This window comes from Nostoc sp. KVJ3 (assembly GCF_026127265.1).
Taxonomy (GTDB): domain Bacteria; phylum Cyanobacteriota; class Cyanobacteriia; order Cyanobacteriales; family Nostocaceae; genus Nostoc.
On the sequence record NZ_WWFG01000003.1, the window covers coordinates 23735 to 47925 of the forward strand.

Annotated in this window: 36 protein-coding genes; 7 read left to right on the plus strand and 29 right to left on the minus strand. The window is 41.2% G+C overall.

All coding sequences use genetic code 11. The features are described from left to right. Positions 1–193: 193 nt before the first annotated feature. Positions 194–1405, plus strand: a complete 1212-nt coding sequence (locus tag GTQ43_RS31165) for an aminotransferase class I/II-fold pyridoxal phosphate-dependent enzyme (RefSeq protein WP_265276621.1) — start codon at positions 194–196, stop codon at positions 1403–1405. A 353-nt stretch (positions 1406–1758) separates the two neighbouring features. Here GTQ43_RS31165 and GTQ43_RS31170 read toward each other — a convergent pair whose 3' ends face one another. The 3 genes from GTQ43_RS31170 to GTQ43_RS31180 form a co-directional block, all read right to left on the minus strand. Continuing rightward, entirely contained in the window at positions 1759–2259 is a 501-nt protein-coding gene (locus tag GTQ43_RS31170; RefSeq protein ID WP_265276622.1) for a hypothetical protein, read from the minus strand. A 127-nt stretch (positions 2260–2386) separates the two neighbouring features. Continuing rightward, on the minus strand, positions 2387–3529 hold the full coding sequence (locus GTQ43_RS31175; RefSeq protein ID WP_265277016.1) for an IS4 family transposase: 1143 nt from the start codon (positions 3527–3529) through the stop codon (positions 2387–2389). Between the two features lie 44 nt (positions 3530–3573). Continuing rightward, a complete protein-coding gene (locus GTQ43_RS31180) occupies positions 3574–4734 on the minus strand; it encodes a DEAD/DEAH box helicase (protein WP_265276623.1) in 1161 nt (386 codons plus the stop codon). Between the two features lie 400 nt (positions 4735–5134). Here GTQ43_RS31180 and GTQ43_RS31185 point away from each other — a divergent pair, with 400 nt between their 5' ends. Continuing rightward, the gene (locus GTQ43_RS31185; RefSeq protein ID WP_179069577.1) at positions 5135–5392 is read left to right on the plus strand and encodes an HAD-IIIA family hydrolase; all 258 of its coding nucleotides are present in this window, start codon (positions 5135–5137) and stop codon (positions 5390–5392) included. 294 nt (positions 5393–5686) lie between these two features. Here the strand turns inward: GTQ43_RS31185 and GTQ43_RS31190 are convergent, their stop codons facing one another. Next, positions 5687–6604, minus strand: coding sequence for a LysR family transcriptional regulator (locus GTQ43_RS31190; RefSeq protein WP_265276624.1), 918 nt, complete (start codon positions 6602–6604; stop codon positions 5687–5689). A gap of 130 nt (positions 6605–6734) precedes the next feature. Here GTQ43_RS31190 and GTQ43_RS31195 point away from each other — a divergent pair, with 130 nt between their 5' ends. After that, positions 6735–7613, plus strand: coding sequence for an NmrA/HSCARG family protein (locus GTQ43_RS31195; RefSeq protein WP_265276625.1), 879 nt, complete (start codon positions 6735–6737; stop codon positions 7611–7613). Between the two features lie 189 nt (positions 7614–7802). Here the strand turns inward: GTQ43_RS31195 and GTQ43_RS31200 are convergent, their stop codons facing one another. After that, positions 7803–8774: a YbjQ family protein gene (locus GTQ43_RS31200; RefSeq protein WP_265276626.1), complete on the minus strand. Its 972-nt coding sequence runs from the start codon at positions 8772–8774 to the stop codon at positions 7803–7805. Between the two features lie 333 nt (positions 8775–9107). Continuing rightward, on the minus strand, positions 9108–9434 hold the full coding sequence (locus GTQ43_RS31205; protein ID WP_094347003.1) for a hypothetical protein: 327 nt from the start codon (positions 9432–9434) through the stop codon (positions 9108–9110). Between the two features lie 170 nt (positions 9435–9604). Here GTQ43_RS31205 and GTQ43_RS31210 point away from each other — a divergent pair, with 170 nt between their 5' ends. Beyond that, positions 9605–9817, plus strand: coding sequence for a hypothetical protein (locus GTQ43_RS31210; protein ID WP_265276627.1), 213 nt, complete (start codon positions 9605–9607; stop codon positions 9815–9817). Here GTQ43_RS31210 and GTQ43_RS31215 read toward each other — a convergent pair. From GTQ43_RS31215 to GTQ43_RS31270, 11 genes are all read right to left on the minus strand, one after another. Continuing rightward, positions 9814–10029: a hypothetical protein gene (locus GTQ43_RS31215; protein ID WP_265276629.1), complete on the minus strand. Its 216-nt coding sequence runs from the start codon at positions 10027–10029 to the stop codon at positions 9814–9816. The genes GTQ43_RS31210 and GTQ43_RS31215 overlap by 4 nt on opposite strands. 34 nt (positions 10030–10063) lie before the next feature. Further along, on the minus strand, positions 10064–10252 hold the full coding sequence (locus GTQ43_RS31220) for a hypothetical protein (protein WP_265276630.1): 189 nt from the start codon (positions 10250–10252) through the stop codon (positions 10064–10066). 115 nt (positions 10253–10367) lie between these two features. Continuing rightward, positions 10368–11243, minus strand: a complete 876-nt coding sequence (locus GTQ43_RS31225) for a Bro-N domain-containing protein (protein ID WP_265276631.1) — start codon at positions 11241–11243, stop codon at positions 10368–10370. A gap of 22 nt (positions 11244–11265) precedes the next feature. Next, the gene (locus GTQ43_RS31230) at positions 11266–11421 is read right to left on the minus strand and encodes a hypothetical protein (protein WP_265276632.1); all 156 of its coding nucleotides are present in this window, start codon (positions 11419–11421) and stop codon (positions 11266–11268) included. 3 nt (positions 11422–11424) lie between these two features. Next, the gene (locus GTQ43_RS31235; protein WP_265276633.1) at positions 11425–11760 is read right to left on the minus strand and encodes a hypothetical protein; all 336 of its coding nucleotides are present in this window, start codon (positions 11758–11760) and stop codon (positions 11425–11427) included. A gap of 209 nt (positions 11761–11969) precedes the next feature. Beyond that, entirely contained in the window at positions 11970–13472 is a 1503-nt protein-coding gene (locus tag GTQ43_RS31240) for a hypothetical protein (protein WP_265276634.1), read from the minus strand. 352 nt (positions 13473–13824) lie between these two features. Next, positions 13825–14496, minus strand: coding sequence for a hypothetical protein (locus GTQ43_RS31250; protein ID WP_265276635.1), 672 nt, complete (start codon positions 14494–14496; stop codon positions 13825–13827). Then, entirely contained in the window at positions 14496–14984 is a 489-nt protein-coding gene (locus tag GTQ43_RS31255; RefSeq protein WP_265276636.1) for a hypothetical protein, read from the minus strand. Before GTQ43_RS31255 ends, GTQ43_RS31250 begins: the two co-directional genes overlap by 1 nt. Continuing rightward, positions 14981–15622, minus strand: a complete 642-nt coding sequence (locus GTQ43_RS31260) for a hypothetical protein (RefSeq protein WP_265276637.1) — start codon at positions 15620–15622, stop codon at positions 14981–14983. Before GTQ43_RS31260 ends, GTQ43_RS31255 begins: the two co-directional genes overlap by 4 nt. Continuing rightward, positions 15622–16002 carry a hypothetical protein gene (locus tag GTQ43_RS31265; RefSeq protein WP_265276638.1) on the minus strand — a complete coding sequence of 127 codons (381 nt, stop codon included), beginning with the start codon at positions 16000–16002 and terminating at the stop codon, positions 15622–15624. The genes GTQ43_RS31260 and GTQ43_RS31265 overlap by 1 nt, the downstream gene beginning before the upstream one ends. Positions 16003–16761: 759 nt before the next feature. Further along, the gene (locus tag GTQ43_RS31270) at positions 16762–17010 is read right to left on the minus strand and encodes a hypothetical protein (RefSeq protein WP_265276639.1); all 249 of its coding nucleotides are present in this window, start codon (positions 17008–17010) and stop codon (positions 16762–16764) included. Positions 17011–17160: 150 nt separating this feature from the next. Between GTQ43_RS31270 and GTQ43_RS31275 the strand changes: the two genes are divergently transcribed. Then, entirely contained in the window at positions 17161–17370 is a 210-nt protein-coding gene (locus tag GTQ43_RS31275) for a hypothetical protein (protein WP_265276640.1), read from the plus strand. Positions 17371–17479: 109 nt separating this feature from the next. Here the strand turns inward: GTQ43_RS31275 and GTQ43_RS31280 are convergent, their stop codons facing one another. The 12 genes from GTQ43_RS31280 to GTQ43_RS31335 form a co-directional block, all read right to left on the minus strand. Next, on the minus strand, positions 17480–17755 hold the full coding sequence (locus GTQ43_RS31280) for a hypothetical protein (protein WP_265276641.1): 276 nt from the start codon (positions 17753–17755) through the stop codon (positions 17480–17482). 33 nt (positions 17756–17788) lie between these two features. Further along, the gene (locus GTQ43_RS31285) at positions 17789–18001 is read right to left on the minus strand and encodes a hypothetical protein (protein WP_265276642.1); all 213 of its coding nucleotides are present in this window, start codon (positions 17999–18001) and stop codon (positions 17789–17791) included. 11 nt (positions 18002–18012) lie between these two features. Further along, positions 18013–18336, minus strand: a complete 324-nt coding sequence (locus GTQ43_RS31290) for a hypothetical protein (RefSeq protein WP_265276643.1) — start codon at positions 18334–18336, stop codon at positions 18013–18015. A 205-nt stretch (positions 18337–18541) separates the two neighbouring features. Beyond that, a complete protein-coding gene (locus GTQ43_RS31295; RefSeq protein ID WP_265276644.1) occupies positions 18542–18736 on the minus strand; it encodes a hypothetical protein in 195 nt (64 codons plus the stop codon). Between the two features lie 32 nt (positions 18737–18768). Next, positions 18769–19086 carry a hypothetical protein gene (locus tag GTQ43_RS31300; RefSeq protein WP_265276645.1) on the minus strand — a complete coding sequence of 106 codons (318 nt, stop codon included), beginning with the start codon at positions 19084–19086 and terminating at the stop codon, positions 18769–18771. A gap of 41 nt (positions 19087–19127) precedes the next feature. Beyond that, positions 19128–19349 carry a hypothetical protein gene (locus tag GTQ43_RS31305; protein ID WP_265276646.1) on the minus strand — a complete coding sequence of 74 codons (222 nt, stop codon included), beginning with the start codon at positions 19347–19349 and terminating at the stop codon, positions 19128–19130. Positions 19350–19366: 17 nt separating this feature from the next. Next, complete coding sequence (locus tag GTQ43_RS31310; RefSeq protein ID WP_265276647.1) at positions 19367–19627, minus strand: hypothetical protein; 261 nt, start codon at positions 19625–19627, stop codon at positions 19367–19369. An 8-nt stretch (positions 19628–19635) separates the two neighbouring features. Further along, complete coding sequence (locus GTQ43_RS31315) at positions 19636–19791, minus strand: hypothetical protein (RefSeq protein WP_265276648.1); 156 nt, start codon at positions 19789–19791, stop codon at positions 19636–19638. A gap of 69 nt (positions 19792–19860) precedes the next feature. Further along, positions 19861–20076 carry a hypothetical protein gene (locus GTQ43_RS31320; protein ID WP_265276649.1) on the minus strand — a complete coding sequence of 72 codons (216 nt, stop codon included), beginning with the start codon at positions 20074–20076 and terminating at the stop codon, positions 19861–19863. A 68-nt stretch (positions 20077–20144) separates the two neighbouring features. After that, entirely contained in the window at positions 20145–20564 is a 420-nt protein-coding gene (locus GTQ43_RS31325; protein WP_265276650.1) for a hypothetical protein, read from the minus strand. Between the two features lie 28 nt (positions 20565–20592). Beyond that, positions 20593–20766 carry a hypothetical protein gene (locus GTQ43_RS31330; RefSeq protein ID WP_265276651.1) on the minus strand — a complete coding sequence of 58 codons (174 nt, stop codon included), beginning with the start codon at positions 20764–20766 and terminating at the stop codon, positions 20593–20595. An 80-nt stretch (positions 20767–20846) separates the two neighbouring features. After that, positions 20847–21413 carry a hypothetical protein gene (locus tag GTQ43_RS31335; RefSeq protein WP_265276652.1) on the minus strand — a complete coding sequence of 189 codons (567 nt, stop codon included), beginning with the start codon at positions 21411–21413 and terminating at the stop codon, positions 20847–20849. Between the two features lie 530 nt (positions 21414–21943). On the opposite strand from GTQ43_RS31335, the gene GTQ43_RS31340 reads away from it, so the two are divergent. Both GTQ43_RS31340 and GTQ43_RS31345 read left to right on the plus strand, forming a co-directional pair. Beyond that, complete coding sequence (locus GTQ43_RS31340) at positions 21944–22198, plus strand: helix-turn-helix domain-containing protein (RefSeq protein WP_265276653.1); 255 nt, start codon at positions 21944–21946, stop codon at positions 22196–22198. Between the two features lie 315 nt (positions 22199–22513). After that, complete coding sequence (locus GTQ43_RS31345; RefSeq protein ID WP_265276654.1) at positions 22514–24118, plus strand: hypothetical protein; 1605 nt, start codon at positions 22514–22516, stop codon at positions 24116–24118. Positions 24119–24191: the final 73 nt, after the last annotated feature.

Sequence of the window (24191 nt, forward strand, 5' to 3'; positions counted from 1 at the left end):
GGAGCAGAGGAGCAGAGGAGCAGGGGAGCAGGGGAGCAGAGGAGAGGCTTATACCAAGTTCTTTCCCCTCTGCCCCTCTGCTAACCACTTTTGCATTGTTCCCTTGGCAGACTACTAGATGCGATCGCTTGTTGTTAATGTATGCAATTACGACTATACTGCCTGCATCAGATAGCAATCAAAGGCTGGGGTTATGCCGGATACGACAGATGAAGGCAAAATTCACTTCATATCACCACAGTTATTGAAGAAATTAGATTACCAAACGCCTATAAGTAAATTTTACGCTTCAGCGACCTATATGAGTCGCCGAACTGAGCCGGAAAGCCTTGATTTTTCCTTGGGTGATGCTCATGAAATGCCACTTCCAGGGTTTGTAGAAGCCCTGCAACGTTGGAGTGTAGCACAAAACTCCAGTTGGTATGGCTACAAGGGAAATATTCCCGAATCACGGGTTACTGTATCTGCATCTCTTCAGGAGAAACGTGGACTTTCTATATTGCCTGAAGATATTTTTATGACTAATGGGACTCTAGTCGGTTTGGCGATTTGTCTGCAAATAGTAGCTGGGGAAGGGGATGAGGTAATTATTTTGACTCCACCGTGGTTAGGTTATAGGCGTATGGTGCATTTTACAGGTGCGGTTCCAGTGGGTGTGCCTGTAGATACCAGCACCTTCGATATAAATTTGGAGGCGATCGCTGAAGCAATTACCGAACGAACTCGAGCAATAATTGTTAATTCACCTCACAACCCTACAGGTAAGATTTTTTCAGCTAGGACTCTAGAGGGTTTGGCAACTATACTAGCTGAGGCTTCTAAATTGTACGGCAAGGTGATTTACATGATTTCTGATGAAACCTTCAGCCGCATTGTTTTTGATCACCAATCTTGTCCCAGCCCGACCCAGTTTTACCCATTTTCTTTCTTGGTATATGGTTACAGTAAAACCTTAATGGCTCCCGGTCAACGTATCGGATATATCGCTCTTCCTTCCACTATGCCCAAGCGGGAAGAAATAAGGCGAGTAATCGCTATGTTACAAGTAAGTGCTTTTGGTTGGTGTTTTCCTAGCGTACTAATGCAATATGCCCTAAGCGACTTGGAAAAAATAAACATAAATATGGAGCATTTACAAAAAAAGCGAGATTGGATGGATTCGTCGCTGCGAGGCATGGGTTATCAACTGCATACCCCCGATGGAACATTCTTTTTGTTGGTGCGATCTCCTTGGGAAGATGACTGTGCTTTTGCGGAACTACTGGCAAGTCACGATGTATTTGTTTTACCAGGTACACCCCAGGAAATACCCGGTTACTTTCGGATTTCCCTTACTGCCAGCGAAGAAATGATTTCTCGTGCCTTACCCAAATTTCAAGCAGCGATAAAATACGCTGTTGAATAAAACAGTCAAATGAATATTTAGAAAATTATCAAGTTAATCATGACCCAACATTGGGAATTAACTTAACCGGAACATGATCTTAGCAAGCTTGCCAAACCCTGGGTAAAGGCATATTCAATCTCTGCGGGATCACAAATCTCTGTTAGTTTGGATTTCAATCCAGGAAGTTCTCTAACCTCAATACAGATATTTACATATACATCTTTAGTTTCCACATGAAATAGTCCAGCATTTATGTTTAAAAAGTCACCTGTTAGCATTGAACAGTAAGTTAAAGATTCTTTCCATTGTGATTTGTACTTCATTTTAAAATAACTATCGCCTAAATTCTTTTTGAACTTAGATGACTTTTCCTATGGTTTTGGTTCCCAGAATATACTATTCTCCAACTGCCCAAGAGCTTCTATTGTCGCCACATTGGTACTGCCTTGTTGTTTTAGCTTTTTCTGTTCGACAAAAGACATAGCCAATATGCGGTTCTTATGTCGCTCAAAAGCTTCCTTGTACAGTTCCCATGCTTTTTTGGTAATTGCGGATTGGGATGGCTCAACAATTTTAACGATTTCGCGCCAATCACCAAGAGTAAATTTAGTAATATTTTCAATAAAAGCGATGAAAATGGCGCTATAAATTTTAGTGGGACTTGCACCCCGTAAACCTTGCTTTTTTAGGGTATCAGTAACTAAGTCTAATCTGTAAGTAGAAACAGAAAGGTCAATTTGTGTAAGCTCGAGGCTAAAACCCTGTCTAAGTCTGATTCTGCTAAAAATTGGCTTTGCAGGACTTTCAATAGTTGTAAAATCAATCGTTTCACCACAGCTTGGACAAATAGCTTGGTGATGTTGAATCACCACTCCATCCTCGTCAACTTCGGCATTAAAATTAGCTAATTCTTCAGTTAGCGGTTTAAAAATATGGGTGCAATGCTCACATTGGATTAAGCCTTTGTTTTGTATTTCTGCTGAGGGGGCGACATGAAAGCTAAAACGTAGACAAAATAAGCTCCATAGCCCTCATACCTCGTAAATAATACTCGATCTTATTGCTATTTAATCTCATTAATTTTTGAACAATACACCAACAATTATCTATAAAACTTACCCAGGTTTGACTATATAACCCGACATAAAAACTGCTATGCCTCCTGGTCACTCGTCCATATTCTTTGACTCTAGCAACATATTTTTGTACACCAATACGCTTAATTTTTTGCCCTTGAAAAGTGGACATACTATAAGCAAAAGATATTATTAATATCAGAGATATCAAACGATTACCCGAAACATTTGTATCTTCTAGCTTGTAACCACCACTTTTAAAGTCTCGAAACATCTCTTCAATGTCAAACCGCTTTTTATAAGCATTAATAGCCGAGGCAAGATCGTTTAAGTTTGTTAAGATAAACCACCCTTCTTCTGTTGACCATCCTTTGAGCTTTCGCTTCCATTTAGCAGCTAGATTGAAACCTTGAATCTTTTGACTTTTTGTAACCTTAATATTTTGTAAAAATAGAGAAACTCCCGGTTCTAAACCTAAGCTATCAAGGGAGTACAAAATTTCATCTTCATTTTGAATAAACTCATTCTTTTTTAATCTCAAACAAAACTGTACTTCTTGCTGCCTGAGCCAGTTAGCTAACTTTACAGAGCAAAATTCTCTGTCCCCTAATATAACTGGTTGATATTTGTTGAATAATCCTAGTACTTGAGAAAATATTTTTGATTGCTCCTCAAAATTACTATTTCCCATTCTGGGTAAAAATTCCCAATAGATTGGGATAGCCCTTTGCTCGTAAATTAAACTAATCATCATCAAATTCTTTCGCTGCCATTTCGTCCTATCAATCACCAAATAAATTCTTTGATTCTCCGAAAAATTTTGAGTTAACCAGTCTTTTATTATCGGAAACCAAATTCTCTCGATATTCAGTACTGGCACTGATAAGAATCTTTGAATTTTCTTGCGTCTGCTTTCAAATAATATTGGTACAGGTAAAGCATTAGCTATTTTTTCTAGACTTACTTCTTTAATATCTTGTAGGACATTAATCAGCAAGTTTAAAAACAACAATTCGGACTCTGAGAGTTGATTTTCTAAGCTAGTTTGATACAATGGAGGTAACATTTTCAATAGATAGATCTTCTTGACAATGATTGACCTATCTTTTTTTACCATAATTCGGTCAAACCTTTGCAGCACTTGGAATATGAGGTGCGTGTCGCCCCTTCAGGTATTTCTGATATAGTTTTAGGCAATAAACTCCATTTACGGGCTTCATCAGGAAGCCCATGTTTTTTCCAATTATCGGTAATATCAATAATCACCGCAGTTGGTTTTAAAGTGTAAGTTCTAAAAACTCGCCCCAGCATTTGCAGCCAAAGAGTAGAGCTTTCAGTCGGACGGACACAGTAAACGCACTCAATATTAGGGCAATCAAAGCCCTCGGTTAAGATTTCGTAATTAGTAATTAATTGGGTAGTACCATTGCGAAAACGCTGCAATATTTCTAATCTCTCTTGTGGGGGAGTCTTCCCATCCAAATGTTCGGCACTAATATAATTACGAGAAAATTCCGCAGCCAGGGCACGAGAATGTTCTAAGCTACAGGCGAAAATAACTGTACGAAGATTTCGTGCATATTTAAAGTAATTCTCAAGGATTTCACTAACACCAATTTGGCTAGTGACGGCAACCGCTAAATCTTTAGCTCTAAAATCCCCACGAGATTTTGCAACTCCAAGAGTAGAAATAGTTTGATTCGTTGCAAATAATCGAAAGTTACTTAAATACCCAGACTCAATTAAGTAAGCCGTGTCAATGCCAATAACCAAATCATCAAATAAATCAACAAAACCTTGACCGTCAATCCTCTGGGGAGTGGCAGTTACACCTAATATTTGGGCGCTTTCATAATGTTCAATTAATCGCCGATAAGATAAAGCAGTTGCATGATGCGCTTCGTCTAATATCAAAAGTCCAATGTTCATTGGCAAATCCAATACCTCTCGTCTACTTAACGTTTGAACGCTAGCAACTTGGATTCTTCGGTCAGGATTAGCCAGAACACCTGCTTTGATAATCCCAACTGGTTCACCGATAATTTGCTCTAGCTTTTCGGCAGCTTGAGATATCAACTCAATCCGATGGGCAATGACTAAAACTTGCTTTCCTTGGTCAAAGAAATTATGAGAAATATGTGCAAAACACACCGTTTTCCCGGTGGCTGTCGGGAGTTGTGCAAGCACTCGCCTATTACCATTCTCCCAATAATTCCAAATATCTTTTATCCACTGATGTTGATAATCTCTAAGTTCGCAGGTAACAGGCATTCAATCTACCTCAACAATGATTTTTCTCCCGTAGGAATATTGCTCATTATGCCACAAGCTCTTCAAGTTAAGATATCGATAATCCCAATTCTAAAAGTAGTAAAGATGTTTTGGGTTGATTTGATGCGATTTTACTTCATCAAGAGCAAATTATAAAGATAATAACCTGGAAGTGATGCACTCCATATCAAATCTCGCCACTGTTCTAATGACTATACTTGCTTTATTATATTGGCGAGTTTTATACTGTGCGATAATGCTGGACGCGATCGCTCACGGGAGACGCGGCAACGCTGTTGTCGTCTTTTGCAAGTGGTATTAGATTTAAGATGGGGAAATATACTTCTTGGAAAATCAGAAAATTTGGCATCGAACTAACAAATTAAATTCGCAATCTCAAATGCCGGCGATATTTCTAGATAAAGATGGCACTTTAATCGAAAATGTACCAAACAATGTTGATCCGCAATTAATCGAAATGAAAATCGGTGCTATTGAAGGATTACAAATACTTAGCAAAGCTGGATATAAATTAATTGTGATTACTAACCAGTCGGGAGTAGCACGGGATTATTTCCCAGAATCTGCCTTGGCGGGAGTGGAAGCGCGATTGAATGAAATATTAGAAAAAGCGCAGCATACCATCAGAATTATATAGTGCATCATCCGAGCGATCGCTATGTGGTAGTGAATGACTTGCCGAAGCTAGCTAAACTTCAAGCAAAGTTCCCTGATATGTATAGCAAGTAAGGGGATTTACAGCATTCGGCTTTTAACATCCTCTCAATCCAGTGAAAGATTAGCCTATCCTGTAAGGTGCTCGTCCATGCTTCTTTCGATATTGCTGATGATACTCAGAAGAAGAATCTTATGTGACACAAGGGACAAACAATCTTGGGAAAAGGGAAAAGTAATGGACTCAACGCAACCACTGTCTCTAAATAAATAGCTTTCAATCTACAATATCAACTCGCTTTAATGCAGCCATTAATTCTGTCATAAACTCAACAAAGACGCGAACTTTAGCACAGAGATAGCGTTTTTGCGGGTACAACACGGAGATCGGTAATCCAACTTGGGTCGCGTAGGATTGAAGAATTGGTTGGAGGTCTCCACGCGCGATCGCTTTGGCTGCGATAAATTTGGGAAATTGAACTATACCGGCTCCTTGAATGACTGCCTCTAAAATGACTTCTGAATTATCGAATCGCAGATAACTCTCAACACAAAGGTCAATCGCTTTTCCATCTTGTTCAAACTTCCATTTAGGCTCTCGCCCAGTCTGTGGATAGATAAAGTTGACACAGCGATGCTGCAAAAGTTCTGTGGGTATTGTGGGCGTGCCATACTGAGCGAGATACTGCGGTGAGGCACAAGTGATGTAGCGTGCAGTTGCCAGATGGTGCATGATTAAACGGCTATCACTGCTCATTCCAATCCGCACTGTCGCGTCAATGCCTTCCTCAATCAGATCGATCACGCGATCGTTAAAAGAAACATTCAGATTGAGCTTTGGATATTGTGTGACAAATTGCAGCAGAGCCGGAGCGATATGTATTTTGCCAAACACAAAGCTCAGATCGAGCCGCAATGTTCCGAGCGGCATTGATTGCGATTGTTTGACTTCGAGTTCGGCTTCTTCCAAATCGTTGAGAATTTGCTCAGAGCGTTGATAAAATCGGTTGCCATCTTCGGTCAGGGTCAAACTGCGAGTTGTTCGCTGGAGCAAGCGCACCCCCAAGTCATCTTCCAAGCGCAATACGGCTCGACTCACGGCTGAAGGAGCCATACCTAAGTGTCGTGCTGCCTCCGAAAAGCTGCCAGATTGAGCGGAGCGGATAAAAATCATCAGGCTTTTGAGCTTGTCCATTAACCGAAACGCATCTTTGAATTTTTTGCACAACTGTTTTGAATTTTAACTACTTTTTCTTTTTTTCTGCACAAGCTACTGTTTAGAGAAGATAAATTTCAAATACACAAACAGCATTAAAAAAACAGACATGACACAGCAAACAACAGCAGAAAAAATTATTTTAGTCACCGGAGCCACGGGCAATCAGGGTGGCGCAGTGGCGCGTCATCTTTTAAAGCGCGGTAATTTCAAGGTACGTGCTTTTGTGCGCGATCCAAACAAGTCCGCCGCCCATGCACTCCAACAAGCGGGGGCAGAACTCGTCGCCGGAGATTTCAGGGATTGTGCATCGCTTGATCGCGCTCTGCAAGGTGCTTATGGTGTTTTTTCATTGCAGACTTTTCTCAAAGAAGGCGGATTATCAGCCGAGATCCGAGATGGTAAAAGCGTTGCAGACGCAGCTTCATCGGCAGGTGTCGAGCATTTCGTCTACAGTTCTGTGGGCAGCGCCGAACGCAACACGGGCATTCCCCATTTCGACAGTAAATTTCAAGTCGAAGAGTACGTTCGATCGCTGGGCTTGCCCTACACAATCATGCGTCCAGTTTTCTTCTTTTACAACTACGCCTCAATGCGTCCAATGGTGGAGCAGGGCACGCTCTCCCAACCGCTCAGTCCTGAAACAAAATTGCAGCAACTTTCTGAAGAAGATTACGGAGCAATGGTCGCTGAGGTATTTGATCGCCCCGCCGAGTTCTTGAACCGCGAAATCGAAGTCGCCAGTGTGGAGATGACCATGCCAGAAATCGCTGCCGCGTTCAGCCTCGTGTTGGGCAAAACCGTCGAATACCAGCAAATTCCGTTTGAAGCGTTTGAGCAGCAAGCTGGGGAGGAAGTGACCATTATGTATCGCTGGTTTGAGAATGTCGGCTACGGAGCGGATTTAGCACAGTTGAAACGTGACTTTCCTTCCTCAAGCGACTTTGAATCCTATTTGCGCGACCACGACTGGAGAAAACCAGATTAAAGCGCGTCCGATGTCAGATCAAAAATGTGAATTGCCACGCTAGACTATTCTTCAGTCAATGACCTAAAAATCAGACATAAACATTGAACGATATCTATTTGACGCTATTGATTTTGAAGGTGATTTTGAATAAAACTCGTACTGAATAAAAACTGGGACGAGTTTTATTTTTTCTAGCCAAATGGATGTTTATGAGGGTTGATTTAATTTGGTCATGAGAGTACCTTCAGCAGTGTTTACAAAGGTGTCTCGATCTGAAATGATTGCTTGTGGTATTAAAGTAGTAGAGTGAGTGGTAATTCCTGGCAGCTTTTTGACAGCAGTGCCGATAGCCATAAACTCGATAATTCCACTACCTAACTGATAAACATAAGTTTTAATCCCAACAACGAGGTCAGCGCCACTATTACGAGCATCAGTGGCGATGTGGGCAATAGCTTGTTCGCGTGCTTCGTAAATTAATGTAGTTAATTCATTAATTTCACCACGTACAAAGGATTTGAATGCGGATGTGATTCCTCCAACAAAACCAAGAGAATATACGGAAACACCCAAAACCAATTTTAAAGGCATATAACCCAGGTTGATCAGATTCCACATTTCCTGATTAGTTAAATCGCTGGTAATAGGACTTTGACACCATGCTACTGTAAGAGCAGGATGGTTTGATGCAGTACCAATCATTACCATCTCTTGCATCCCGGCAAAAGGAATAATTGATGTCTTAATTCCAAGCACAGCATTAGCACCTGTATTTAAGGCTTCAGACTGAATTCGCTTTAAGGCTAAGTGACGGGTTTGGTTGAATATAGAGGAAAATTCTTTAATTTCTCCACGTTTTAAACTTTTGAGGGAGCCAAGTATTCCACCGCCGACTCCAATGGAATAGGCAACATTGCCAAAGACAAACTTTTTCGGTACAAATCCGGCATGCTTTTCTGCTTCAGCCAACATTCGGGCATAAGCTTTTTGCCTTCCTTCATGAATGATGCTAGTAACTTCAGAGACTTCTCCGCCAACAATGGTTTTGAGTCCTGATGAAATTCCCCCAATTAGTCCCAGTGAAAAGACACTGTTTCCAATGACTAAATCTCCCGGATACATACCCTGTTGTCGAAGACAAAAGATTTCATTGCCAGAGAGTCCGCTGATTGCAACCATGCCTTTGACTCCAGTAATTTAGATGAGTGTATAATGACCCCGTTCAAAATGGGGAGTTGGTCATTTATAACTGATTATCAAGGGATAAGCTGGGGCTTGGGCTTCAGCTATTACCCATTCGGGTTGCATTGCTGTACCGCAACGGACTTCTTGAGACTGAAAAACTGAATAGTCTTATAAAGTTGATATTCAGAATGGAACGGGCGACAAAGGCTAGTCGAATTATTGTGCGCTCATTAGATATCTTTGTCAATGTTGCTAAATGTTAAAGGAAAATTAAAAAAATAGTTACGTGAAAGTAAGGGTTAGAAGCAGGTTATCTTTACTGCTGACTTAGGATTGGGGAAATATTCTTATCAACTGTACTAAGATAGCTTCTAAGCTATTTAGCGCAGCGTTAGTGGTTCTTTGATGTTCATCAAAATGACGTTGATGTTCTTCAAAATTTCTTTGTTGCTGTTCCTGACTATCACGTAATTCAAGTAACACATCATCTAAAACTGCACTACGGCTTAATACACGGTCAACATTATTTGTTAAATCATTTACATTATCAGTCAAATTATCAATTTTAGTGGTTAGTGCTGCTATAGCTTCAGTATTCCTAATAGCCAATACTTCAATACGGTCTAGTCTATTTGGTGCTTCAAAATCAGACATAAGTATTTATTCCTTATATTTAATAAACAAATAAAAGTATGAACTAGTGTACATTCACTGGTGAACCTGATTCCACTAATATAGGTCAATTTCAACTAAATAGAATACTTCTAGTAACTCTACTAGATCCACTACCGCAAGAAAAGTTAAGGAAAATCCCGCGAGGTCTTATGAACTTAAGCATTCAACAGATTGTGCCGGAGGACGTTGCATTAATGGAAGCTGTATTAGCGACCTTTGGTGAGGCGTTCGATGAGGTGGAGACATATAGAAATCCACCTAGTACAGACTACCTGCGGCAACTACTCGATAGTGACTACTTCATTGCGATCGCCGCAAAGTTGATTGAGCCTCTTGCTGAAATTTATCGGTTGACATTTTAGTATTTGTACTGTGTATAACTTCCTGGATCTGCTGACTTTAATGTGGTGATAAAACCAATCAGCGCAAACGGACATTTACACCCCAAGGCTTCTTCGATGGCCACAGCATTCAGATTATACTCTTGGCAGACAGTATAAAAAATCTCATCTAGGGATAGTTCTAAATTTTCATTTAATTCCTGAACTCGTTTTTCTATTGACTTGACTAACATAGCTGACAGGACAAACACTGATATATTTTGAAGATTAATTCTTTCCCTTCGCTAGCCTTCGTGCTTCACTATAGACAACAAATACGATACTTGAACAAGCAGTTAAATTTACTACGAATGCAGGTGGACGACCACCAGTTAACAATAGCATTAGTAAAAACCCAATGCCGACTTGAGTTATTTGTTTAACTAATGAACTGAAGCTATAAGTTGAACTTTTCATAAAAACTAATGCGGTAACTCGTGTATTTTTTGTTTTCCCTGTCCATCCAGAATAGAAATTGTGCGATCGGCTTTATTAAGCAAAGGCGATCGCCAATCGTTCTCATCAAATACTTTCAATTCTCCTCTACGGTCAAATCAATTACTTCAAGAACATCTGGCAACCAGCGAACGTGTTCCACAATCTTGTCGTGAGTCCGAGCTTTATCTCGTGTCACCGTTCCCCACAGCTTACCTTTTTCGGTTAGATGCCAAATATTTTTGTGACTTTGTTTACCATTGGTGTCAGTCTTGATTTGAACCTCCTTGGTCTGCAAACCAGCAAATTCTAAAACACGGTTAACTATTTGGGGTTTAATGGGCTGGGGTAGTCCGTTGCGTTCGGCATATAATTCGCCAATTGCGGTTGGAGACAAATGTCGGTCGGGAGTCGCAACGATTTCTTGAATTGCTCCGACCAATTCCTTGGCCATCGGAGCTATTTCGGGACACAGCGCTTGTACACCTCGAAGAATGGTTATGGTTTGGAGTTCTACACTTAGACGAGTGCCAGACAGAATCTTTTGCCCAAAGTTCACGAGTTCATCAAGCGTGGGTTTAGTATTTTCTTGTTGGTTTGGCTTGGGCATTTCATATTTGCCAGTACGCCGTAGCGATGGAAGGACTTCGTGAAAGACCCAGCGCTGGAAGCGTTTGGCAACTGGTTTGCGGGATTTGAAGATCATGCGATAAAGCCCTGCCTCAGTCACAGTCAGCATTTCTTGTTCTCCGCCAAGGGTACTCACATTGTGAGTACCCTTTTCATCTTCATCAAGGCCACCATCTCGATATGTGCTGCCATCTTTGGCTTTCCTAATTTGTCCATTCACAGTAACGGAAGTATCAATGTCTAATATCGCACAGACATCAGCAGCAATCCATTCTGGTTTTTCTAATGTGCCGACGAACCGAACTTCTTGAGACTCAAACACGAAAACTGATAGGTCTGACATAAGTAAAATTTATCCTTTATTGTTATCCAATCGCTGAAATTTGATGTTGAAAATCAGCGTTAAATTCAGATTGATTCTGTTGATTTTGAGTTGGTGACTCTTTTTTGTCTTCTACATAACCACCAAAGATTTGTTTAATGTACTTTGGGCCGCTTAAATCAATGATTCTGCGTTCCATGATTTATTCCCCTTTTTGAACCAGCAATTTCCCAGACACCCCAACAGTAAAACCTAAAGTCATCGCCGCCACAGTCACACTGGGCTTAATAAACAGCGTCGCGATTCCGATAACTGCGGCCCAAAGACAGCCATAGCAGCAAACGACAATCAACTGATTTTTGGGTTTAGCCCTTTCGTCTTGAATAGATTGGCGAACGATGGCATAATTTTCAAGCTCATTGATAATTTCTAGTAAAGAAGCACCGTACTGTTTTTCTAGGCGTTCGATAGCCAATCTGTCTGCTTTGACTGGGCTTGTTGAAAGTACTTGTAATGCAGTGGTTAATTTATCGCTCATAACACCAAAAAAAGTCAAAATAATTCAAAATTCTTGCATTATTAATTCACGCATTGCAATTCTTTGGGGCTTGAAATCTACCACCTAGAAGCACCACTGATTTAAAAAAACACTGGGGGCAATGACCTAGAAGGATAATTAATTCAAAATTTTATTTTATTCAAAATGCTTTCATTTTGAATGCGTGAATTTTGAATTTCATTAAATGGTCAAACGTCAATTTTAAATTTGTAAATTAATCCTTGATGGTCGGTTTGGCGGATAAGTGTAACAATTGCTGTTTTTAATTCATCAGCACGGTCATTTTGTCCCAATTCTTTGACGATAAAATCTTCTAAAGTAGAATGCCGTGTCCGCTCCAGTTTATCAATCATCTGTTGAGAAGGACTTCTTTGTATGGCTGTAGCTGTTCTCAACTGTTGTCGTTCTTGGGTTGATAACGAATCTCCTGTTGGCTTATCATTGTCCCTGTCGATGTCTGAGTAATTCGGTAGTTCTGGCATTGCTCCCCATGTGGAATTTCCCCCAAAGAACACAGCGCGCTTACAAGGCGAGGCTTTAATCAAAGTGTTTATTTGCACTAAATCAATCATTTCGAGAATAGGTGACTTTTTCCACTGTTTTAAAACGTTAGTATTCTTGTCAGAAATGATGGCGACCGCCGTAATTTGGCTAGTAGCTGATAAATTTAAACCTAGTGGTCCAACATAAGGAGATTGAGCAAGTAGCCAAACATTCTCCTTGCTAGAACCACCAAGTGAAGAAATATGTAAAATCAATGTGCCAATGCGCTCGTTTCGACATTTTTTAGCAGCATCTCCAAGGGTAGAACCTTCATCAATAACTAATAAACATTCTTCTTGATTATTAGCCCATTCGATGTAACCGATTGATTCGTCAGTTCCATCAAGTACCTCATCCATCCATTTACAAATGTTTTCTGGGGATTCATTTTTGCATTTTTTACGCCGAACAACGTCAACCACGCCCTCTGTATAACCATATTCAGATGGTTCATTTTTGGGGTCAATATAAAAGATTTTGCGGTTTGGCTTTTCGGCTTTGATTCGACGTAGGGCATTAGCAACCAGCATTCCTTTGCCACTTCCACCAATTCCAAAAATGATGCAGTTACGAATAGGTGAGGCAATTTCTCGAACTATATCTATAATGTGTGTGGGATTGTGAACTGAAGATGAAGTATTAGTAGTTGCGAATTCAGTAGAATGCGAATTAGATTGTTGTGAGAGGAACGTGGATTGTTGCAGGGAATTAGAAGAAGTTAGCGAGAAGAATGGTTGATTTAATGATTGACTAGAGTGTGATGCATCCTCAATATAATCGATTGCTGCATTTGAAAAAGCGTACTCTTGACTGCTGGCAAAGTGCAACTCTCGCTCTATATCATCCTTACCCACTTGCTGTATATATGCCCGAAAATCATCACCGTCGAGAATATGAGCAATACAGCCATATTCTCTAATCGCTGCTTGATTGCGTTGAATTTCTTTGGCTTTTTTAAAACTACTATATAATGTCCATCCGGCAATGAGCGCCCCAGTCAAAGGAGATGTGGCACTTGCTGCAACTGCCGCCACAATCAACCCAAGAGCAATATTCCACTGAATGTTGTTTTCAGTGGTATGTTTAAAAGCTAGCGCACTCCATTGTTCGGGGGTTTTCTGGTTTTTAGTAATATCAAAACGTGTCATATCCATATTTTTTAAAAATAAAATGAAAGTGATTTGTGGGAGAAAGGAGAGCGTTTATATTGAATACTCCCGCATTTCTCACTAGCTTGAGGGAAGGGGCAGAGGAGTAGAGGGGCAGAGGAGAAAGAATTTTAACGCTTCATTAACCAAGGTGAGGGATTAGTAATCATATTTACTAAACCACCTAATATTCTGGTTATAAATTCCATACAGTTCTCTGCCTAATTCAACATTGAGATAGTTGCATTTAACAGCTTCTTTCTTTCTTTCTTTCTTTCTTTCTTTCTTTCTTTCTTTCTTCGTCCGCCCCTCCGCCCCTCTGCTCCCCTGCTCCCCTGCCTCTTATTGACTGCTAAGACTTAATCGCGTAAGAAAGCTTACCTACCCAAATAATCAGTGCCACAATCACCTCAATCGCAAACAAGGTGACTAACGCCAGTGCGAGATTGCCGTAGTCCAACTTGCCCCACTGACCTGTCGCCAAAATAAATATTAAGTCTGATATTTTCCCAGTGGCGACAGGCGAATAAACCGTAAGACAAATCAGAAAATCAACAGTGTAGGTAAAGATTTTCAACACCTCTAAGTTGCTGACAACAGAGATTGGCAGGTGATTGTACGTCCGTTTGAGCATTCTGAGTGTCGGGTCATCGTTATCTTTCTCTTGATAACGGGTTCGCCCATCAGCCTCGGTAACAATTTTCTCTATAAACTTCTCGTTGTTATAGAGAATCAAGGGTAAAACTTCGATAATTTGAATCACACCCCAAAGAATTGCTCCCAATATCCAAGAAAGACTTTTAGAAAATATCGCTGCAATGCCATTGATGATTGGGATTGCGGCGACAAGAGAAGTAAATGCGCTACTGGTAGATTTCCCTCCCAAAAATGACACGGCTCTTTCATAAGGTTGAATATTCAGGTAGGCAAACCAGATACCAGCTATCACTAGTCCCCAATACAAAAGCCGCAACCACGGGTTAGTTTTTTGTCCATTCTCTTTTTTAGGCCAAGTAAAGTTCATTACTTTCCTCCTTCGTCGATAGGCTGGCTATATGTACCACCACGAAAACGTTTAAGTCGAGTGGCAACTAAATCTCTGTTTCCGGTAAAAGCGATCGCCGCCACTTCTCCCCTCAAGGCAATCACACCAGTATTACCGTTGGCATCACAGACTACAGTTCCTTTCGGCAAAGGGTTGAGCGTAATCCGGTCTTTGATAACTTTCCCCTGCACAATCGTCACGTATTTATGGGGGTAGACAGTAGCTACAATCGGCAAACATCCAGATTCATACCTGGAATCAGCAATAGTCGCTTGTTCCTTCTCAAACTCAAGTTGTTGCTCCAGGATTGTTTGTTGCTTGGAGTTTTGAGCAATGGATTGCTTGATGTCTGATATTGCTCCCATATTCTGAGCAATATCACCAGAGGAATAAAGCAGAGATGCCCCAATTAACGCGCCAAACACAATCGATGTTTTGTGTTTTCTCCAAATCCTGGTGTTGTTCACTCGCTCATCTCCTCTAAAAAGGCATCAATACTAAAACTGGTATCAGCACTTGCTCCCGATTTGAAATTGCGTACATCAGATTTGACTTGAGGGGTTAAAGCTTTAACCTCACTCAAAAATGCATCAACGTCTACTGTCTCGACACCATAGCCAGCAAGCAGTTTGTTTATTTGTCCATCATTGTCCGAAAGCTCGCGCAAATATTCAGTGCTGTACTGTGTTTGCTCAAGGAAAGAATTAGCAACTACACCCCTGCTATGGTCTAACGCCCTCTGAAATACCTTTGCTTCTAATGTTGCTATTGCATTGGCTTGGGCTACCGCACCACTCATCACCACCCGAATCATCCCTGCCATCATCTGATGATTGACGTTTGGGATAATACTAGCCGCCATGTTAGTTGCTTGTTGAATCGCTGATGCTTCTTGTTCTGATGCTGGCAAGTGCTTTTGACTATTAATTGCTGCGCCTGCGAGTTCAAAGATTTTCTCCAAATCTTCTGTGATGTCTGGACTAAAAGAGTCAGAGTCAGGGTCAACCTCTGCCCCGTGGTCACGCATGACACGGAGTGCGTCTATGACTTGTACATCCGTGTAGCGATCGCTAAACCATTCAATTAGCTGTGCTTTGGTAAACATTATTGATTCTCCTGCCATTGTTCAAAGTTTTTCCGACGTAGGTGCATGAAATTAAATTTTAAGAATTGTATTACTTGACTGTTGTTTTTCACCCCCTTTTTAATTGATTCATCCTTTAACAGAAAAATTACAGCCGAAAGAAACCGTTGATAAGGATCTAGATAATTACTACGGAGTCCTCGCTCGGATTCGTAATAACTTGTTTTCAAAGGAGGAATCTTATTAATAATGTCCTCCTCCCATCTCCACAATGTAGTCCGGTGAAAACCAAGTATGGAAACCCATTCTTCTCTTGTTAGTAAATTATCTAAAAATGCATCCCTAATTTTTGGTGATTGCCTTAATTTCTCCAAAAGTGCGGGTAAATCGGTGTGCATCATTGTTTCATCTGCTCTGGGTGGGTGATTACTGTACTCATGAAATTATCTGTCAAACGCCACTTTTGGGTATGTTTTTTTGGGATTTGAGACACAAAAACGATTTGGTGATGCATAAGGTGGTATTTTTGTTACATTTGTCGGGTGCTTTTGGGAAATGCACACAACTGCAACATTGTTGTTCTGTGACATTTATTCTAATAATTAATATTAGGAGAAAAAGCCATTTGTCAAGAGAAAAATAAGAGTAATATCCCGATAAAAATTGCCATACTAACAAAAACAGGTTTAGATTTATCCAATTGATTGATAGACTATGAGAAAAAGTTTTTGCCGTAAAATCATTAAGAACTTACTAAAAATATGAGTGGTTACTAATCAATAAATTAGCTGTGGATAATTACTCTAACCCAAGTATTTCACCATAAGTATTTCGTCATATTTATTCTGAGGTGTACTTTGTGGCTTGTTCATTCTCCTGATTCAAGTGTTTTTTCCGAAATACATCATCGATGCATTTGATATCTAAATAATACAAAGTCAACACTTGTGTGAGCAATAGCTGAAACTGTACTTTGTCCAGTTCTTTGATGTGATATTTTCAGAAACTGTACTTTGTCCAGTTTTTCTTTTTAGCAGTGAACTTCTAGTTAAGATACCTTAGACAAAGGTTTAACGAACTTTGGGGGTTGAAATCCCCAGCAATATAGGCAGCACGAATTGAAGCCTCAGCTAAATCCCCGTCACTTTCACGTAATTGCGTTAGCGGAGCGGGGCGTTAGCCCATTGCGAATTGCGAATTGTTTTAACGTATTGCTCTCTAAGTTGTGGGTTTTGACTAAGTAAATGGTGTAAGCGATTAAGTTCTTTTAAGGTACGTTCAGTCACTCGTCTAGTTTGATTGCTCCATCTATCTACCGTACAAGTTTTCACTCCCATCAACTCGGCTAACTGCCGATGGTACATGGGATGTTTCCCTAGAAAGTCATGAAGTGATTCGATTTCTGGCATATCGACGACCTTTAACGTCAAAGCGATTCTAGAGTAGCACCAACATACTATCTATACCCCTCTAGATAATATATTATTGGGGAAGTTTTTTTGATAAAAACATCTAACTATAGGGGTAAAGTTATATATAAATCTCCTTATGATCAGAAAATGCCTAAGAAAACTACACCAAAAATGATTCAAATCGCAGTTTCTATTCCAGAACCGTTATATGAAGCAGCAAAACGGATTCAAGCAATGGAAGGATGGAATGAGTCAGAAATGCATCGACTGTTTTGGGAAAAAGGATTTGCGCTTCACGTTCAGGGAACTCTTGCCCGTCATCAATTGGGTTTGATTTCTTCTGAAGCAGAAGTCTAAGCGAGTGATGAGGGAGCTTCGGTACTTGGGAGAAAAGAGAATTATCTGAGAGTAATTCTTCTCCTCTTGCTATCGAACCTCCTCCTACTTCCCTGCCTCTTCTTCTTCTTCAAGAAGCCTTTCTTTGTTTGACTAGCACCGAACGCAAGTACTGCCGACAAGCTGCTTCTCCCCGATAAATCAGAATACGAAGGGCCTCAACTTCCTGTATCGGAGAAATACAAATTTCAGCAATGGCTGGAATCAAATTCTGTTGCTTCTGCACGTAATCTTGATGCTGCTGCTCCAACTCTTGAATCTTGGAGTTTAGCTGTTGTATTTGTCGTAATGCTTGCGTCAGGGACGATTCTTTATTTTGAGAGCGATTATCTAGAGTTAACGTCATTTTCTTACTCCTCTAAATTGAGATTCTTCCTGTTTACTGTTGAGTGGCTTGTTCCACCTGAACAATTGCGTCTACTACTTCTCCCAAAATATTAAATGCATCATTTAAAACCACATCGTTTGATGTAGAAAAATACTCGGACGATTGAAGCCTACGATAATCCTTACTACTCCCTACAAGCCTCAATGTATATTGACAACCTTGCAATATAGCTCGAATCTCTGATGTGGTTAATTTAATTTCCATCGTTGTTCCTCCTAAAACTTGTCCTGACGAATACTGAAACTCGCTCCAATCAAAGCACTGCCCAAGAAAGCTGAAAAGCTCACCAACATTCCCCCCAGGCAAATATTTTTCTGATGCTGCCAATATTGAGAACTTGTAGCAATCTCCATTCCCCAGCAGCCTGTTGCCCCTACTCCTGCAAATCCGGTAATTAGCAGAGAGACAATTGCAGTTGTTTCTATGGTGCGGTCAATGAAAATCCTGGGGTTGAATCTTTTTCTAGTCCGGCGGCGAAGAAGCAATTTACTCTTGTGGTCTAATTGGGATTGGTAAACAACTTGTTTGTGGCTAGTCATTTGGCATCCTCCAATTCAACAAAAAATCCTGCACCAGTATTATTAATCTTCACTAACTTTCGATTGACCAGTGTTTGAATCACGCTAAGACTAAACTTGATACTGCACAATCGTGCGCTACCTCCACAACGATCAAGATACTGTAGGCATAGTGAGGACTGGTCAGTAGGGGCGGGATGAGTGGATTTTCTCGGCATAATCTTGACTATGACTCTATGATTTCTAAATGATGTGCATTGAAAAAAAATCCTTGACCAGGCGGCATATCTGAGAAATGAACACAAACCATGCCGTGTCCTGAATACTGGATGACTGTACCTGTTTGCCCTAACCTTGTGTCTTTTTCTGCAACTGTTTTAATAACTTTGACAACTGAATTAATTGGTGGAAGATTAGCCATTTTTAATCCTTTAATGAACAGCTTATTATTGATTAGTAATTTGAGTTTTCACCGATACCATATTGCCATTTGAGAAAACTGACGGGAGTACAGATTTCTGACCAATCACAAGCTCCCATTGGGGCATTCCAGTCTTGTCGATATTCCTCTCCAAAATACCCCAGTCCCCAATGCCAATCGTCATATTCCGGCTGTGACTCCCATCCGAACCAGAGAGCAACATTCACTTTAACCAGGTATAAAAACTTAATCATCCATCCACCACTGTAATCAGAAATAAAATCATAATACTCTCCTAGAAAGCGTTCATTTGTTAATGCAATTAAATCCATTCTTGACCAAAGATTCATCTTTTCCATTTTCCTTCTAATTTGAAGTATGATTTCTCTTATCAATTAAGTTCAGGCAATTCTGCAAGCGCTCCTTCCATCCATGCTTGAATCGCTTCCATCTCAGAAACACCTCGCAGTACAGCATCGATTACGTGCTTTTGATACGAGTTAACAGCATGATTAAGATGTCCAAACTTATTACCAGCCCAAGCTAAACACATAGTCTTCACTAGTTCAAACTCTGCTTTTGCCTTGATTAAAGCTTTGATTAGTTCTTGCATTGGTTGGCTCCAAACTTTTACCAATCATTTTCGTTAATATCACCAGACACTTTTTTACTAGATTTAGCTTTATTTATCTGAAACTCTGAGGCTTTCAAGACAGGCATTGCCGCTTGTTTTACTGAAGCTTTGGCTTGATGATAGAGGAATTGTGTGATTCCATCCGCGTCTTCTCCCTCCTCAACTTGCGCCCAGAGAGAGCAGCCTAGTTCCAGTGATTCGTAGTCGCCAAGATTGAACTTTCTGGAGTAGCTAACAGATACAGTTGTGAATTTCATTTTGGTTATCAATTTTCTTCGTTAGTATCAACCATCTCAATCCTGAACATTAAACATAAATAGCTAGCTTTTACACCAATAATTCCCGGTTTAATTTCAGTGAATAATTCCTCTATAACTGAATGAAAGCCAGGGTCTTCATCATTGATTTCTACCTCAATCAAACCTGCATCATTCGATATAACAGTTGCCCAACTTGGGCTTTGCTTGAGGAATACTTTTTGCGTAGAGTTTCATGATTTTGCCTCCTGATTAAACTTGATTTCAACGACTTCTTCTACACAACCCGTTGCCTCAGTCAAATAGTGCAGAACATCACCCAAGTGTGTTGCTGCTTCTGGATCAATCTTTTTGTCAGCAATCAACAAGAGCCAGTTTTCATCTTGGGCGATCGCCTGAATCTTTACGTAGCACGAGTTAAATTCTTGTAGGATTTCTATCGCTTTCATTGGTATATTTATGAAGTTAAGTGAAACAGTTTTATTGAGGAAGTGGGCAGCACCGCCCACCCCTTTCCCTACGCTGCAACTAAATCTTTCGCTTGTGGAACGTACCTCTTCAGCCGCTCCCATTCGTCATTCGTCAGAGAATCAAATTCCTTATCTAGCAACTCTTCTTCCGTGGGTGGTTGTTCTGTAGTCGCTATAAAGTAGCCTGTCATCGTCATAAAGTCATCCAACCCGACTGCTGCATCAATCGGCTCGGCGTATCGAAGAGAATCCATTCCGCTAGACCAGTGCGTAAGGTGTTGAAATATCACCCCAATCATTGAATCGCCTTTGTACACTCGATAATTTCTGGGGCAGGTTCCGTCAGCGTAAACCAGCTTGTAGCCAGAAATCTCTTGCACCTCTGCGTTGGGGTCGGTTGGAGGTAGGAGAATTTTCTCTGGGGATTCATCCCAATCGGCTTGTTGAAGAGAAAATGGGCTAATCATATTTGATATGCCATGATGATTTAAATTGTCATAAATTTCGGTTGAACGGCGATTGCATAACTCTAGGTATGCAATCGCCTTTCTCACTTGCAGTACTAAGGATTTCTTTCACCTCTGCATTCGCATCTGTAGCAGGTAGGAGAATATTTTCTTGACACTCATCTACTTCAAGCAAGAGGTTACTTGCTCTACTTTGTGTCATGATTCTGTTCATTAACGATTAAGCTTGAAGGCGATTGCATAACTCTAGGGGGAGCAATCGCCTTTTCTACCTTCAGAAACTTACGCCGCTACTGCCGTTCGGACTCCCAACAGCGCAATCACATCTTTGGCACTGCCAGCAACCCGATTTACCCCGTACTGTCTGGGTCGAGCGTACCAACCTTCTTGATTGCACCCGACGAAGCCGACAAAATGCCCGTCTTGATAGAGTTTGGTGCTAAATGATAACCAGTTAACTTCGCCGTGATATAGACCAAAAACAGTGCAGGCTTTTTCCAGTTCATCGCTTAAACGTTCGTTCCTTTCTAATGGGGTTTCTGGCAAGGTCGCTTTTACTTCTGCAACTCGTGTAGCGAACCAGTCTCGGTCAAAGGGTAGCCTTCCGCCTTCCACAAACTGCACCCATACTGTGATTCCGCCTTCGATCCAGATGGTGCGAATGGATTCGGGTTCCACTTCAATAATCTCGCCAATGATGCGGCGATCTCTGCTGGTGAGAGGATCTTGGGTTGGGGCTACAGCTTCGGCTTGGGTTTCCAGGTGGCTGTACAGTTCTGCTTGGGCTGCGGCTTGTTCGTCAACAGAAGAACTAGAAATTGCTTGCTGTGTATGTGTTGTATAGTTCATAATAGAAATCTCCTTAATCGGGGAAAAGGCGATCGCGAAGTTTTCCAGGCAAAGCGATCGCCTTTGTGATGTGTGCAAACAACGTTGTGGTTTAGCACAACGCTCTCAAAAAGATTTGGCGTAGCCATATATTTGTGACTCAAAGCCAGTAGCACTTGAGCAATACCAAAACAGGAGATACAGCGTATCAGGCTACGTGTATGAGCTTAAACGCTTCAACTGCCAGTAATTTCTTATTCAGTGCAAATCCATTTCCATGCTGTGTACCCCTCGCCTTCTCTGGTTGTGCCAGTGCCTCGGTTGCTCCTCAAGCAGTCACTCTGGATTGTGCTGTCAAAGTTCAGATAGTGCAAACCCTTTATTGCGTCCGGGTGCAGGCAGTTTGCTTTCCCTTGCCCTCATACCTTGTAGTATAGCTTAATAAGTTGTACTTGTAAAGTCTCACTGAATAAGTAAAGCTGAATAAGTAAAGCTTGAAAACGGAGGAAAGAAGCGCTATGATTTGCTTACATTAATGGAGAAGTGAAGTTATGAACTTAATGCAAGTTACTTTGTCGGTTGATTTGCCTGCTCTAGGCACTCGGATTAGAGAGATTAGAGAGTCCAAGGGTCTATCCCCAACTTGGGTAGCAGCCCAGGCTGGTATGAGTGTTGGGAACCTCTATCGTATAGAAACAGAAGATGCAAAGTCTTTACCGCGTGAAACTTTGCGTAAGCTTTCTGATGCCCTTGGTGTAAATTTTGATGCCGAGGTTAAAGCTGCTTTAGTGCAAGAGATGGAATAATTTTTCTACTAATGATGCGGTTAGCATAAAGCAAACGTTATTGCCTCATTAGTATACAAATTTAGTAATTGTATTTTTTGCAACTAACAATCGGAGTAACTACTGGAATTATCTTTAGATAAATAGCACAACAACTAGAAGCGATCGCCCACCGTCCAAAGTTAGCGATCGCCCGTTCAATTCATTCACGACAAAGTGAACTAACTATAATGCTGACACATTTTTGGAAAAACCCTCCAAATCAGCTGCTCTTGTTCACTTTGGTTAAGCTGCAACACCTCAACTTTTAGGCATCTACCATAGTGAGCAAGAAATATGCTGACACTAGACAGAGAACAAACAACAGCACTGGATTACAGTGTTGTCAACACCAGTATCCAAGAAACCTTCACTGCCATCGACAGATTCGAGTGGCAAGCAATAGATGAACTACGTCTTATGCGAGACAACCACTATTACGAAGATGGTGGACACGTCAGCTTTGAAGAATATTGCGAGAACGAGTTAACCAAACACGGAGGATATCGACGCGTCAGAGATTTGCTGTCTGCGAAGAAAGTAGTTGATACCCTGCCAGAGGAACTGAGGGTAAAAATCACTAAACCCTCTCAAACTCGCTCCTTACTCCGGTTGGTCAAAACTCCTGACAAGTTAGAGCAAGCTGTTGCGATCGCAGCGAAAGAAAAACCCTTCCCCACTGCCGCCGATTTTGCTCTTGCAGTTCAGAAGGTTGTTCCAAGAAATACGTCACCCACTAGAACCAGTAGCACAAAACAAGAAAAAGTCAAAACGCAATTGTGTAATTCTGTCACCGTTTCTTCCCTTTCACATCCCAGATATGGGGATTCGGGAGTGATTGAAGCAGACGCACCGAATCGCTGGCAGCAGATTGTCACTTTTACTGATGGCGAAAGGTTGTTAATCAACAATGCTGATTTGACTGGTTTAAATGACGCAATAGTGTCATTCTCAGCAGAGCGCACATACCCAAAAGAATACGCCGAAGCGATCGCCCAAATCAAAGAGCAACACCAGCAAGAGTTAGAGCGCTTACAGCAGGAATTGAGAATTGGGCTACAGTCAGAAGCCACAGCCAGAGCCGAAGAACAAGTAAGTGAGCAAATCCAATCTCTGCAAAACCTATACAAACAGCAGAAGGAGCAAAACATCCAGTTGCAGCAGCGTTTGGATGAGATGGAATCGCTACGACAGCTGGAGGCTGAGAACCAACAGCTTAGGCAGCGCATTCAGGATTTGGAAAACGCAGTTGAACAGCGCCCTTCTCAAGAATGGGGAAATACTATGACCCAACAGTCGACTAAAGCATTAAACAAGCAGGTGAAACAAGCTTTAGAGAAAACCATTGATTTGCGATCGCTAGCGCAGGAACCACCCAAGGAAAACGCTCAAGAATGTCTGCGACTCATGGGTATGGCGTTGAAGAATCTTGCTAGTGCGATGAACAACACCCAAGCGCTCGAAGCTGCGGCGATAATTTTGGGGAGTGAACCTACACCAACTGCGATCGCATATCGAGCCGAACAACTGGAAATGTTGCCTCAAGCGGTTAGTGATATTAGGTCAGTGCTAGCTAAACCGGGGTGTACGTGGCAGGACTATTGGGCAGTGGCGCAAGAGTATGAGGTGATTAAATCAGATTATCTAGCAGAATTGACTACCCAGGAAACAGAGTTAATTATCGCATTGCAAACGGCATCTACTGAACCGGACACAATCGGGCTTGGTTCTATTGTTGCCCACGCCGACCCATACCGTACTTTGTATGTGGAAAGGGGTGAGGTAGTAGAAGAATTAGGAGATGAGGTAATCGTTGCCTGGGATCACTGGCAGAACGAATCGAAAAAGACTGATAGGTATTTCCGAGACGAGTTGCGGTTCTGGAAGGGCGAGAAGCAGTAGATAAAGACTCGCTTTGAGAATAGCTAAAAAACTTAAACGCGGCATTGCAACCATGTCGCTCACATTGTCATGC